The 12208-nt window shown below is 72.0% G+C and carries 9 protein-coding genes and 2 pseudogenes; 7 read left to right on the top strand and 4 right to left on the bottom strand.

Annotated elements, in window-relative coordinates; all coding sequences use genetic code 11:
• The first annotated feature begins 116 nt into the window (after positions 1-116).
• Both AC6H2I_RS28795 and AC6H2I_RS28790 read left to right on the top strand, forming a co-directional pair.
• On the top strand, positions 117-1874 hold the full coding sequence (locus AC6H2I_RS28795; RefSeq protein ID WP_497504228.1) for a thiamine pyrophosphate-binding protein: 1758 nt from the start codon (positions 117-119) through the stop codon (positions 1872-1874).
• A 73-nt stretch (positions 1875-1947) separates the two neighbouring features.
• Complete coding sequence (locus AC6H2I_RS28790) at positions 1948-3402, top strand: NAD-dependent succinate-semialdehyde dehydrogenase (protein ID WP_497504227.1); 1455 nt, start codon at positions 1948-1950, stop codon at positions 3400-3402.
• A gap of 322 nt (positions 3403-3724) precedes the next feature.
• On the opposite strand, the pseudogene AC6H2I_RS28785 reads toward AC6H2I_RS28790, so the two are convergent.
• Positions 3725-3970, bottom strand: a pseudogene (locus tag AC6H2I_RS28785) (integrase core domain-containing protein); the annotation flags it as partial.
• A 58-nt stretch (positions 3971-4028) separates the two neighbouring features.
• Positions 4029-4423, bottom strand: a pseudogene (locus AC6H2I_RS28780) (transposase); the annotation flags it as partial.
• Positions 4424-5191: 768 nt separating this feature from the next.
• On the opposite strand from AC6H2I_RS28780, the gene AC6H2I_RS28775 reads away from it, so the two are divergent.
• The 3 genes from AC6H2I_RS28775 (at position 5192) to AC6H2I_RS28765 (ending at position 8184) form a co-directional block, all read left to right on the top strand.
• Entirely contained in the window at positions 5192-6208 is a 1017-nt protein-coding gene (locus AC6H2I_RS28775) for a threonine ammonia-lyase (RefSeq protein ID WP_497504226.1), read from the top strand.
• Between the two features lie 104 nt (positions 6209-6312).
• Positions 6313-6477: a hypothetical protein gene (locus tag AC6H2I_RS28770; RefSeq protein ID WP_497504225.1), complete on the top strand. Its 165-nt coding sequence runs from the start codon at positions 6313-6315 to the stop codon at positions 6475-6477.
• Positions 6478-6621: 144 nt separating this feature from the next.
• Positions 6622-8184, top strand: coding sequence for an FAD-dependent oxidoreductase (locus AC6H2I_RS28765; RefSeq protein ID WP_497504224.1), 1563 nt, complete (start codon positions 6622-6624; stop codon positions 8182-8184).
• Here the strand turns inward: AC6H2I_RS28765 and AC6H2I_RS28760 are convergent.
• Positions 8177-9067 (bottom strand): AEC family transporter, encoded by an 891-nt coding sequence (locus AC6H2I_RS28760; protein ID WP_497504223.1) that lies wholly within the window; start codon positions 9065-9067, stop codon positions 8177-8179. The genes AC6H2I_RS28765 and AC6H2I_RS28760 overlap by 8 nt on opposite strands.
• 180 nt (positions 9068-9247) lie before the next feature.
• Between AC6H2I_RS28760 and AC6H2I_RS28755 the strand changes: the two genes are divergently transcribed.
• Together AC6H2I_RS28755 and AC6H2I_RS28750 are read left to right on the top strand one after the other, a co-directional pair.
• Positions 9248-9415, top strand: coding sequence for a YdcH family protein (locus AC6H2I_RS28755; RefSeq protein WP_497504221.1), 168 nt, complete (start codon positions 9248-9250; stop codon positions 9413-9415).
• Positions 9416-9647: 232 nt separating this feature from the next.
• Positions 9648-9857 carry a hypothetical protein gene (locus AC6H2I_RS28750; RefSeq protein ID WP_497504220.1) on the top strand — a complete coding sequence of 70 codons (210 nt, stop codon included), beginning with the start codon at positions 9648-9650 and terminating at the stop codon, positions 9855-9857.
• A 90-nt stretch (positions 9858-9947) separates the two neighbouring features.
• Here the strand turns inward: AC6H2I_RS28750 and AC6H2I_RS28745 are convergent, their stop codons facing one another.
• Positions 9948-11981, bottom strand: coding sequence for a YgiQ family radical SAM protein (locus tag AC6H2I_RS28745; protein ID WP_497504219.1), 2034 nt, complete (start codon positions 11979-11981; stop codon positions 9948-9950).
• Positions 11982-12208 lie beyond the last annotated feature (227 nt).

The raw sequence follows: 12208 nt of genomic DNA, 5'->3' as shown, positions 1-12208 counted from the left end.
CCCAGGCTCACACGCTCGCCCTTTTTATCGAACTGGTCGTGGTCGCCCGCGTACCCCGGATTTCGACCGCGATCCGCTGCCATCCCCTTTCCATTCCCTCCTTTGAAAGATCCGCGATGAGCGAGACGATGACACCCCCCGCCAAGATGACGAACCGCGCGATGACCGGCGGTCAGGCCCTGGGCGAGATGCTGGCCCTGCACGAGGTCGGGCCGCTGTTCGGCATGGGCGGCTTCCAGCTGCTGCCGTTCTACGAGGCGTGCCGGACGCTGGGGCTGCGGCACGCGCTGATCAATGACGAGCGCTGTGGCGCGTTCGCGGCGGACGCCTACGCCCGCGTCACCAACCGCCCCGGGGTGGTCGACGCCACGCTCGGGCCGGGGGCGACCAACCTCGCCACCGCGCTGGCGGAATCGCTCAACGCCGGCATTCCGATGATCGCCATCACCGGCGACACCAACCGCGAGCACTCCTGGAAGAACATGACCCAGGAAGCCCGTCAGCTCGACGTGCTGCGCCCGGTGGTCAAGGAGGCGATCCGGGTCGAACTGGTCAAGCGCGTGCCGGAGGCGGTGCGCCGCGCCTTCGCCGTCGCCACCTCCGGCCGGCCTGGGCCGGTGTTGATCGACGTGCCGGAAGACATCGCCCATGGCGAGCATGATTTCGACCCGTCGGAGTTCTGGGCCGATCCCGGCACGCTGGCCGCGCAGGCCCGGCGATGCCGTCCGGACCCGGCCAGCCTCGCGCAGGCCGCCGCCCTGCTGGCCCGCGCGTCCCGGCCGATGATCCTGGCCGGCGGTGGTGTCCACGTCTCCCAGGCCTACGACGCGCTGCTGGCACTCGCCGAGGCGGAGGGCATCCCGGTCGCCCACACCATGTCGGGCAAGGGCTGCATACCCTGCAACCACCCGCTGTCGGCCGGCGTGTTCGGCCGCTACTCGCGCATCGCCAACGACCTGATCGAAAAGGCGGACTGCCTGCTGGTGGTCGGCTGCAAACTGGGCGAGATCGCCACCCGGCGCTTCTCGCTAATGCCGGCCGGCGTGCCGGTGATCCACATCGACATCGTGCCCGACGAGATCGGCCGCACCACCCGCACCGACGTCGCCCTGGTCGGCGACGCCCGGCTGGCGCTTGAGGATCTGATCGCCGAGCTGGGCGGCGGCTCGGCCCGGCGGACCCGGCGCGCCGATCTCATCACCGAGGTGCCGGTCCGCATGGCGGCGTGGCTTGACGGCGCGCGGGACCGGTTGGGCGCGGCTGAGAGCCCGATCAACATCGGCCGGGTGATGGGCGAGCTCAACCGCCGGATGCCCGACGACGCCGTGTTGGTGGCGGACGGCGGCTTCGCCGCGCACTGGGGCGCGCTGTTCTTCGACACCCGCAAGGCGGGCCGTCACTTCGTCGCCGACCGCGGCTTCGCGTCGATCGGCTACGGCGTGCCGGGCGGCATCGGGGCGCAGCTCGGCGCCGGATCACGCCGGGTGGTGTCGCTGACCGGCGACGGCGGCTTCAACATGACGATGGGCGAGATGGAGACCGCCCGCCGGCTTGGCGCCAACTTCGTCACCGTGGTGTTCAACAACGCGGCGTCCGGCTACGTGAAGGCGTTGCAGCACGCGGTGTTCGGTTCCGGGTCGTACCAGTCGTCGGATCTCGTGGAACTGGACTACGCCGGCATCGCCCGGGCGATGGGCTGCCACGGCATCCGGGTCGCCGATCCGGAATTGCTGGGGGCGGCGATCGACGAGGGGCTGGAGAACACCGCCTCGCCCACCGTCATCGATGTCGTCGTCACCCGCGACCCGGCCCGCATGCTGCCCGGCGTCGATTACCGCACGCTCAAGGTTCAGAAGGGCGATCGCCCCGTCTGACCGTTCCTTCCAGCTTTTCCCCCACCACCGCCGCGCCCCGTCCGGGGCGCGGCTTTCTCGCGGATCGAAGCGCATGCCAACCATCCCCGGAGTGTCCAACCCGCGGCTATGGCGGGATCAATGCCTCATCGCTGGAGCCTGGACCGGCGAGGCCACCGACGCCGTCACCGACCCGGCGACGGGCGCCGTCATCGCCCATGTGCCGCGATTGGGCGCCGACGACGCCACCCGCGCGGTGGTGGCCGCGCGTGACGCCTTCCCCGCGTGGGCCGCCCTGACCGCGGCCGCGCGCGCCACCGTGCTGCGGCAATGGCATGGTTTGATGATCGAACACCGTGAGGACCTCGCCCGCATCCTCACCGCCGAGCAGGGCAAGCCTCTGGCCGAGGCGCGTGGCGAGATCGACTACGCGGCGTCCTTCCTGGAGTTCTTCGCCGAGGAGGCGAGGCGCGTCTATGGCGAGACCATCCCCTCCTTCCGCCCCGACGGCCGCGTGCTGGTTCTGCGCCAGCCGGCCGGGGTGGTGTCGGCGATCACGCCGTGGAATTTCCCCGCCGCGATGATCACCCGCAAGGCGGCGCCGGCGCTGGCCGTCGGCTGCGCCATGGTGGTCAAGCCCGCCCCGGAAACCCCGCTCACCGCGCTGGCGTTGGCGGCACTGGCCGAGGAGGCCGGCGTGCCCGCTGGCGTCTTCAATGTGATCACCGGCGACGCGGCGGCGATCGGCGCCGTGCTGACCGGCCATCCGGCGGTCCGGGTGGTTACGTTCACTGGCTCCACCGCGGTCGGAAAGCTGCTGATGCGGCAGGCCGCCGAGGGCGTCAAGCGGGTGGCCCTGGAGTTGGGCGGCAACGCTCCGGTCCTGGTGTTCGACGACGCGGATCTCGACGCGGCGATCGACGGCGCCATGGCGGCCAAGTTCCGCAACGCCGGCCAGACCTGTGTGTGCGCCAACCGGATTTATGTCCAGGCTGGTCTTCACGACGCCTTCGTGGAGCGGCTCGCCGCCGCCGCCGCGCGGCTGACCATCGGCGCCGGGACGGAGGACGGCGTGGCACTGGGGCCGTTGATCAACGAGGCGGCGGTCATAAAGGTGGAGGCCCACATCGCCAACGCCGTGGCGCTGGGCGCCCAGGTGGTCACCGGCGGCAAGCGCTACAGGCGGGGGGGCACCTTCTTCGAGCCGACGGTGTTGGCCGGAGTGACCACGGCGATGCGCGTCGGTCGGGAGGAGACCTTCGGCCCGGTCGCCCCGGTGTTCCGCTTCGAGACGGAGGCCGACGCGGTACGGCTGGCGAACGACACCCCGTTCGGGCTGGCCGCCTATCTCTTCACTCGCGACGTCGGGCGGGTTTTTCGGGTCGGCGAGGCGCTGGAATGCGGCATGGTCGGCGTCAACACCGGGCTGATCTCCAGCGAGACGGTGCCGTTCGGCGGCGTCAAGCAGTCCGGCATCGGCCGCGAGGGCTCCCGCCACGGTCTCGAGGAGTTCCTTGAAACCAAGTACATGATGATCGCCGGGCTGTGAGCCCCCGGGGGCTCACAGCCCCCGGCGCCGCGCCCACGGGCTGAACAACAAAAGCCCGCTCGGCGTTGTGCCAAGCGGGCTTATTGAATGGTTGCGGGGGCACGCAACCCTTTCAATTTGCACGGCGGCTTTAGCGAGTCCTTTCCAGCGCACTGACCGCAAGCCTTAGAGGCTGTTTGGAAACTCCTGTTCATGCCGACAATCGCCCATCATGGTCACCCCCGCGAAAGCGGGGATTCAGACGTTTCAAGGGGTTAAACTCGGTGACGCTTGACCCCCCCGCTGAACCGCGCCGGGATTGTCGGAGGCAGTTTGGCTTGAGTCAGGCGGCCAATGCCGGAGTGTCCGTCATGGTTTGGAAGCGTGCCTCGGCTTCGGCAGGCGGAATGTTGCCGATGGGTCCCAGGATCCGCCGGTGGTTGAACCAGTCGCCCCATTCCAATGTGGCGTACTCGACGGCCTCGAAGGACCGCCATGGTCCGCGCCGATGGATCACCTCGGCCTTGTAGAGGCCGTTGATGGTTTCCGCCAGGGCGTTGTCGTAGTTGTCGCCGACGCTGCCGACTGAGGTGGTCCCCATTCCCCGGACAGTTTTGCGGCTGGGATAAGCTTGGCTCAGGTCCGTGTCATGCGGCCAATCCGATCCCGGCCGGGATGCCCTGGTGGACCTCGGCCGGGGTTCTGCCGCCGAGCGCCGAATGCGGCCGGTCAGCGTTGTAGTAGTCGATCCACCGGCCGATCCCGGCCCGCGCCTCGCTGCCCAACTCGAAGGCATGGAGGTAGACGCATTCGTACTTCAGCGAGCGCCACAGCCGCTCGATGAAGACGTTGTCCATCCAGCGGCCGCGCCCGTCCATCGACACCCGAATGCCGGCCGCGGTCAAGAGGCCGGTTAAGCGCGGGCTGGTGAACTGGCTGCCCTGATCGGTGTTGAAGATCTCCGGCCGCCCGTGCCGCGCCAGCGCCTCCTCCACCCCTCCAGGCAGAACTCGACGTCCATGGTGTTCGACAACCGCCAAGCCTGCAGCGCGGCGTCGAGGCGCTCCACCGCCGCCTTGACCTTGCCCGCCTCCTCGTCGGCCCGGGTGGCCGTGCGCACCGGCCGGTAGCCGCGGCGCTGGTTGAGATGGAACAGCGCGCGGCCGAACGCGTAGGGCTCCAGCCGCTCGCGCACACCGCGTTCGCGCGCCGCGTAGGGATCGACCTCCACCTCCAGCCGCTTGCGGGCCGCGCCCTCCGGCGGCATCAGGCCGAAGCGCACCAGCGCCTCCATCAGGCGGCGGCGCACCAGATAGCGGTCGCGCCGCCGCCGCATCTGCCGCGCCAGCCGCCGCGCCACCGCCAGCGAGGACTTGTCCTGGGGGTCGCGCCCGTCGGAGAACAGCCGGGAACCGAGCGCCCGGATCTCCCGCGGCTTGCCCGCGCGGTCGAGGTTGAGCAGGCACCAGCTCAGCGAATTGGTGCCGAGGTCGATGGACAGACGGTATGGCTGCACGGCGTTGCTCCCCAGGATGACGCGGTCGGTTTCCGAAACGGGGAATGTCCCGGCCCGGGCTCGCGCGATCAGCGTATCACAGGCCTTGACCCGTCACCCCCGTGGTGGGTTAGGATGGCGCTGGTTGGAAATTCGATGGGGATCGGGGTTCCAGCCGTTAACATGTTCCCTTCGGGGAGCACGAAATGCGGGGCGGGCCACGGTCCGCCCCTTTTCGTTCCACCTCCCCACCGGCTATCCTCGCCCGGCCCCGGCCGCCTCCGGCCGGCGGCGCAGCCAGGAGACGACGCGGCGATGGAGCAGACCCTGTCCCCCGGCACCGCCGACGACGCGGCCCCCGCCGTCACCCCGGACGACATCGCCGCGGCGGCGGAACGGCTGGCCGGGCACGCGGTGCGCACGCCGCTGCTGGCCTCGCCGGACCTCGACGCCCGCACCGGGGCGCGGGTGTTCCTGAAGGCCGAGCCACTGCAGCGCACCGGCTCCTTCAAGTTCCGCGGCGCCTTCAACCGGCTGGCCCAGATCGCGCCCCAGGACCGGGCGCGGGGCGTCGTCGCCTTCTCCTCGGGCAACCACGGGCAGGCGGTGGCGGCGGCGGCGCGGCATTTCGCCATGCCGGCCACCGTGATCATGCCGGCCGACGCGCCGGCCATCAAGATCGCCCTGACCAAGGCGCAGGGCGCCGAGATCGTGCTGTACGACCGCCACGGCGAGGACCGGGCGGCGATCGCCGCCGCCATCGTCGCCCGCACCGGGGCCACCCTGGTGCCGCCCTACGACGACCCCGCCGTCATCGCCGGCCAGGGCACCGTCGGGCTGGAGATCGTCGAGGACCTGGCGGCGCTGGGGCTGGCGCCCGACGTGGTGCTGGTGTGCTGCGGCGGCGGCGGGCTGACCGCCGGCACCGCCACCGCCATCAAGGCCCGGGCGCCCGGCGCCGCCATCTACGCGGTGGAACCCGCCGGCTTCGACGACACCGTGCGCTCGCTGGCCAGCGGCCGGCGCGAGAGCAACCCGCCGGGCGGCACCACACTGTGCGACGCCATCGTCACCCCCACCCCCGGCGCCCTCACCTTCCCCATCAACCGGCGCCTGCTGGCCGGCGCGGTCAGCGTCGACGACGCCGCGGTGCGGGCCGCCGTCGCCTACGCCGTCCGCCACCTGAAGCTGGTCGTGGAACCCGGCGGCGCCGTCGCGCTGGCCGCCGTGCTGACCGGGGCGGTGGCGATGCGGGGCAGGACCGTGGTCGCCGTGGTCTCCGGCGGCAACATCGACGCCGCCCTGCTGGCGGAGATCCTCACGGCATCGTGACCGCCCGGCGCCCCCGCCCGCAGGGCATACGCCCGACGCCCCATTGACGCATCGGGTCGCCACGGGCACGCTGGACGCACCCTTTGATCTGGCTGGAGACACCCATGCGCAAGATGATTGCCATCGCGTTCGCCGTGTCGGCGTTCGCCGCCGGGCCGGCGCTGGCCTGCGAATGGTCGAAACAATCGGTCCAGGTGCCGCAGACCAGCACCGACACGGCGGAACTGCCGCGGACCCCGATGCCCGGCACCGCCAAGCCCGCCGGCTGACCTCACCGTCCACGACCGTCCTGTGCGGGCCGCCCCGTCGCCGGGGCGGCCGTTTTTTGTCCGCGCCGCCGGCGGCGCGTCCGGAACGCCCGCGCCAGCCCCGATGTTGCAGGAACACGCAACAGCACCGGGGGAGGACAGGCCATGCAGGGTTCCGGATCGACCACGTCGCCGTGGATGGACGCCGGCCCCGGCGATCCGCCGGGCACGGCGGGGGCGCCGCCGGGGCCGCGGCCCGACGTGGTGGTGGTGGGCGCCGGCATCGCCGGGGCGACCGTCGCCTACCTCCTGCAGCGCTCGGGCAAGGGGGTGCTGCTGCTGGACGACGGACGGCCGGGCGGCGGCGAGACCGAACGCACCACCGCCCACCTGTCCAACGTCATCGACGACGGTTTCATGGCGCTGGAGCGCATTCACGGGGCGGCCGGGGCACGGATGGCGGCGGAAAGCCACGGCGCCGCCATCGACGCCATCGAGCGGATCGCCCGCGAGGAGGGCATCGCCTGCGACTTCGCCCGCGTCGACGGCCACCTCATGCTGGCGCCGGGCGGCGACGCCGCCGCCCTGGAGGCGGAAGGCGACGCCGCCCGGCGGGCCGGCATCCCGGGGATCGAGTGGCACGACCGCCCGCCGCCCCCGCTCGCCCACCCCGGCCCCTGCCTGCGGGTCCCCGGCCAGGCCCGGGTCCATCCCCTGAGGTACCTGGACGGCCTGCTCGCCGCGTTCCGCCGCCGCGGCGGCCGGCTGGCGACCGGGGTGCACGTCGCCAGCCTCGACGAGGCGGCCGACGGCGTGACGGTCCGCCTGGCCGCCGGCGGCGGCGTGAACACCGACGCGGTGGTCGTCGCCACCAACACGCCGGTCACCGACCGCTTCACCCTGCACACCAAGCAGGCGGCCCACCGCACCTACGCCATCGCCGCGCGGCTGCCGCGCGGCGCGGTGCCCGACGCCCTCTACTGGGACACCCTGGACCCCTACCACTACGTCCGCCTCCAGCCCGGCGCGGCAGACGGGGGGGACGACCTGCTGATCGTCGGCGGCGAGGACCACAAGACCGGCCAGGCGCAGGACATGGAGAGCCGCTGGGCCGCGCTGGAGGCGTGGATGCGGGTCCATGTCCCCGCCGCCGGGGCGGTCGCGCGGCGCTGGTCGGGCCAGGTGATGGAGCCGTTCGACGGCCTCGCCTTCATCGGCCGCGACCCGGCCTGGCGCGGCCGGGTGTATGTGGTCAGCGGCGACAGCGGCATGGGGATGACCCACGGCACCGTGGCCGGCCTGCTGCTGTGCGAGCTGATCCACGGCTGCGACCACCCCTGGGCGGCGCTCTACGACCCGGGCCGCACGATGGCCGGTGCGCCGGGCGCGTTCCTCAAGGAGAACCTCGACGTCGGCCGCCAGGCGTTGCGCCACCTCGCCCCCGGCGACGCCCCGGACGAGGCGGCGATCGCCCCCGGCAGCGGCGCCGTGCTGCGCCGCGGCGCGGCGGCGGTGGCGGTCTACCGCGACCCCGCCGGGGCGCTGCACCGCCTCTCGGCGGTGTGCCCGCACCTCAAATGCATCGTCCGCTGGAATCCCGGGGAAACCACCTGGGACTGCCCCTGCCACGGCTCGCGCTTCGCCACCGACGGAACGGTGCTCAGCGGGCCGGCCAACAGCCCCCTGGCCACCAGCCCCCCGGACGGCGCCCCGCCGGCCGTCACATGAGGATCGCCAGCAGCAGCGGCAGGGTGGCGAAGGACAGCGCGGTGGAGCCGACCACCATGCCGGCGACCTCCTCCGGCGCGTTGCCGTATTTCTGGGCCCACAGGTAGTTGAACACGGCCACCGGCATCGCGCTCTCCAGGATGACGACGCCGCGCATGACCCCCTCCAGCCCCATCGCGGTCGCCACGGCGAGGCCCACGGCGGCGCCCAGCGCGATGCGCAGCGCCGACAGCGCCAGCGCGCGCCGGCTGCCGCCGCCGCGCAGCCGGGCCAGCGCCACCCCCAGCGACATCAGCATCAACGGCACCGCCGCGTCGCCCAGCAGGGCGGCGGCGTTGCCCACCCAGGGCGGCACCGGCACCGCCAGCCAGCGCACCGCCAGCGCCGCGGCGACGACGTAGAGCAGGGGGATGCGCAGCACCTGGCGCGGGTCGCCGCGCCCGGCGGCGATGGCCGGCCCGATCACGAACTGCGCCGTCGACAGCACCGTGAAATAGACGATGGCATAGCCCATGCCCACCTCGCCGAAGGCGAACAGGCAGACGGGGATCCCCATATTGCCGCCGTTGGGGAACATCAGCGCCGGCAGGTAGGGGCGCAGCGCCAGGCCGGACAGCCGCAGCACCACGGCGCCGGCCGCCGCCGTCGCGATCAGCCCGGACAGCGCCGCCACCGCCACCGTGGACAGCTCGGCGCCGGGGAACTGCACCCGGGTCAGCGTCGCGAACACCAGGCAAGGCGTCGCCACGTTGACCACGAACGCCGTCACGAAGGCGCTGTCGTAGGGCAGGTTGCGGCGCAGCCAGAAGAAGCCGACGGCGGCGGCCACGAACACCGGCGCCACCACGGCGGCGATGCCGGACAAAGGAGCGAGCGCGTTCACGGGAGGCCTTCGATGCTGGAGTGCGGCGCACCATACTGCCAAGACGGCGGCCCGTCACGTGGTCGCAGTACCCCGAACGGATGCCCGGAATCCGTCGCCAATCCAGGCGAAACGGCCTATGATCGGGCCTGGAGGCCAGCCGCTTCGGCCTCCCCTGCAAACGTCAGAAGGATGCGCGTCATGAGCATGGAATCGCACATTGCCGCCCTGCGCCAGCGTCATGCCGAACTTGACGAGAAGATCCAGCGGGAGGAGTCGCACGTCGCCTTCAACAGTGTCGAAGTGCAGCGCATGAAGATGGAGAAGCTGCACGTCAAGGAGCAGATCACGCGCCTGGGGCATCACTGACCCGGAAGGCATCCTCGGCGCGGGCCAGAGCCGCGTGGATGCATCGACCGCGATGCGCACCGTCGGCCTGGCCCGCCGCCCGTTCCCCCAGCGATCTGTCACTCCGGCGCCACGGCCGCCGGCTGCAACGCTGCCATCCTCCGCCATCGCCCGCCGCTTAACCGCGCCTTAACTCCCCGGGAGCAGGTTGCGCCACCCAGCCGCAACCGCATTCCCCAAAAGGCGCCACACGATGGCCAGCAGGACCGTCAAGCTCTCCGACAAAGGGATCTACCGCGAGGTCGATCTCGACAGCCTTCCCCGCACCGTCCGCTCGGCGGTGACGGACATGGTGACGCGCGAGCCCACCGCCGACGTCACCATCGACCAGATGGGCGTGCTCTACCGCATCCGCCTGTCGCACCCGGCGAACAGCTACCTCGACGTGCTGTCCGTCGCCTGACGGCGCGCCCGAACCGGGACCGCACCACCGAAGCCCCCCGGCGATCCCGCCGGGGGGCTTCGTTCGTTCCGGGGCCTGGCGGTCCGGGGCTCAGCGCCGGCCGGTGCGGCGGCGCCCCGCCCCGGCCTGCTGGGTGAGGAACGGCTTGCCCCGCCCGGGGCCACCCCGGGCGGCGGCCGACTGGCCGGCCGCCGACTGGGTGGCCGGGACCAGGTGGTGCTCGGCCGGTCCGATCAGGTCGGCGCGCCCCATCGCCTTCAGCGCCTCGCGCAGCACCGGCCAGTTCTCCGGGTCGTGGTAGCGCAGGAAGGCCTTGTGCAGGCGGCGCTGCCGCAGCCCCTTGGCCGAGGAGACGGACTCGCCGCCGGTCCGGCGCACCGGGCGCAAGGGGTTGCGCCCGCTGTGGTACATGGCGGTGGCCAGCGCCATCGGCGAGGGCAGGAAGGTCTGCACCTGGTCGGCCTTGAAGCCGTTGCGCTTCAGCCAGAGGGCCAGGTTCATCATGTCCTCGTCGCTGGTCCCGGGGTGGGCGGCGATGAAGTAGGGGATGAGGTAGAGCTTCTTGCCCGCCTCCTTGGCGGCGCGGTCGAACATGGCCTTGAATTGGTCGTAGGCGCCGATGCCCGGCTTCATCATCTTCGACAGGGGGCCGGGCTCGGTGTGCTCCGGGGCGATCTTGAGGTAGCCGCCGACGTGGTGGGTGACCAGCTCCTTCACGTATTCGGGGTTGCGCACCGCCAGGTCGTAGCGCAGGCCCGACGCGATGGCGATCTTCTTCACCCCGGTCACCGCGCGGGCCTTGCGGTAGAGCTGGACCAGCGGGCCGTGGTCGGTGTCCAGGTTCTTGCAGATGTCGGGAAAGACGCAGGACGGGCGGCGGCACACCGCCTCCGTCGCCGGGTCCTTGCAGGCCAGCCGCCACATGTTGGCGGTCGGCCCGCCGAGGTCGGAGATGACGCCGGTGAAGCCCTGGGTCTTGTCGCGGATCTCACCGATCTCGCGCAGGATCGAGCCTTCCGAGCGGCTCTGGATGATGCGCCCCTCGTGTTCGGTGATCGAGCAGAAGGAGCAGCCGCCGAAGCAGCCGCGCATGATGTTGACGGAGAAGCGGATCATCTCCCACGCCGGGATGCGCGCCCCGTTGTAGGAGGGGTGCGGCGCGCGGGCGTAGGGCAGCTCGTAGACGCCGTCGAGCTCCCCGGTGGCCAGCGGGATCGGCGGCGGGTTGACCCACAGCTCCTTGTCGCCGTGGCGCTGCACCAGGGCGCGCGCGTTGCCGGGGTTGCTCTCCTCGTGGAGGATGCGGGAGGCGTGGGCGTAGGCGACGGGGTCGTCCTTCACCGTCTCGTAGGACGGCAGGCGCACCGCCGTGCGCTCGCGGGCGCGGCCGGTCGGGGCGGATTCGTCGACGTCGCTGGCGTCGACCACCGTCCAGTCCCCGGGCACGGCGTCGCGCACCACGGCGGTGCCGCGCAGGTCGGTGATCGCCCGCAACGCCTCGCCGGCGGCGGCGCGCCGCGCGATCTCGACGATCGCCCGTTCGGCGTTGCCGTAGAGCAGGATGTCCGCCTTGGCGTCGAGCAGCACGGAGCGGCGCACCTTGTCCGACCAGTAGTCGTACTGGGCGATGCGGCGCAGGCTGGCCTCGATGCCGCCGAGCACGATCGGCACGTCCTTGAAGGCCTCCCGGCAGCGCTGGGAGTAGACGATCACCGCGCGGTCCGGCCGCTTTCCGCCCTCGTCGTTCGGGGTGTAGCTGTCGTTGTGGCGCAGCCGCCGGTCCGAGGTGTAGCGGTTGACCATGCTGTCCATGTTGCCGCCGGTGACCCCGAAGAACAGGGTCGGCCGTCCCAGCGCGGCGAACGGCTCCGGCCCCTGCCAGTCGGGCTGGGCGACGATGCCGACGCGCAGCCCCTGGGATTCGAGCAGGCGGCCGATCACCGCCATGCCGAAGCTGGGGTGGTCGACGTAGGCGTCGCCCGTCACGATCACGACGTCGCAGGCGTCCCAGCCCAGCCGGTCCATCTCCGCCCGCGTGGTCGGCAGGAACGGCGCCGGCCGGCGCCCGGCGCGCGCCGGCGGCGGCGCGTCGGCATGGCGGAAAAGGTCGGGGGCGTCGAGCATCGCGCGCTCCGTCGGGGGCTGGACAGCGGGGGAGGTGCGCCCGATATAGCGCGCCGGCCCCGGGAATCCCAGCCCGACGATGGGGTATTCGGATCGCCGGCGCCGCGCCGCTAGAGCATTTTCCGGTCGGCCGGAATCGAAGGGGGATTCCCGCCGAGGCTGAAATCTGATTCAAGATGTGGGCTGGTGAAGGAGGCCAGCCCGCATGACAGCACCTCTTTCCCTGG

It is taken from the genome of Azospirillum sp. NS33, assembly GCF_059703765.1.
The sequence above is the reverse complement of the archived record's forward strand: the minus strand, read 5'-3'. Positions and strand labels throughout refer to the sequence as shown.

Coding starts and splice junctions, on each gene's coding strand:
- AC6H2I_RS28745 (WP_497504219.1), bottom strand. CDS start 11,981: ATGCTCGACGCCCCCGACCTTTTCCGCCATGCCGACGCGCCGCCGCCG.
- AC6H2I_RS28790 (WP_497504227.1), top strand. CDS start 1,948: ATGCCAACCATCCCCGGAGTGTCCAACCCGCGGCTATGGCGGGATCAA.
- AC6H2I_RS28765 (WP_497504224.1), top strand. CDS start 6,622: ATGCAGGGTTCCGGATCGACCACGTCGCCGTGGATGGACGCCGGCCCC.
- AC6H2I_RS28755 (WP_497504221.1), top strand. CDS start 9,248: ATGAGCATGGAATCGCACATTGCCGCCCTGCGCCAGCGTCATGCCGAA.
- AC6H2I_RS28775 (WP_497504226.1), top strand. CDS start 5,192: ATGGAGCAGACCCTGTCCCCCGGCACCGCCGACGACGCGGCCCCCGCC.
- AC6H2I_RS28770 (WP_497504225.1), top strand. CDS start 6,313: ATGCGCAAGATGATTGCCATCGCGTTCGCCGTGTCGGCGTTCGCCGCC.
- AC6H2I_RS28795 (WP_497504228.1), top strand. CDS start 117: ATGAGCGAGACGATGACACCCCCCGCCAAGATGACGAACCGCGCGATG.
- AC6H2I_RS28750 (WP_497504220.1), top strand. CDS start 9,648: ATGGCCAGCAGGACCGTCAAGCTCTCCGACAAAGGGATCTACCGCGAG.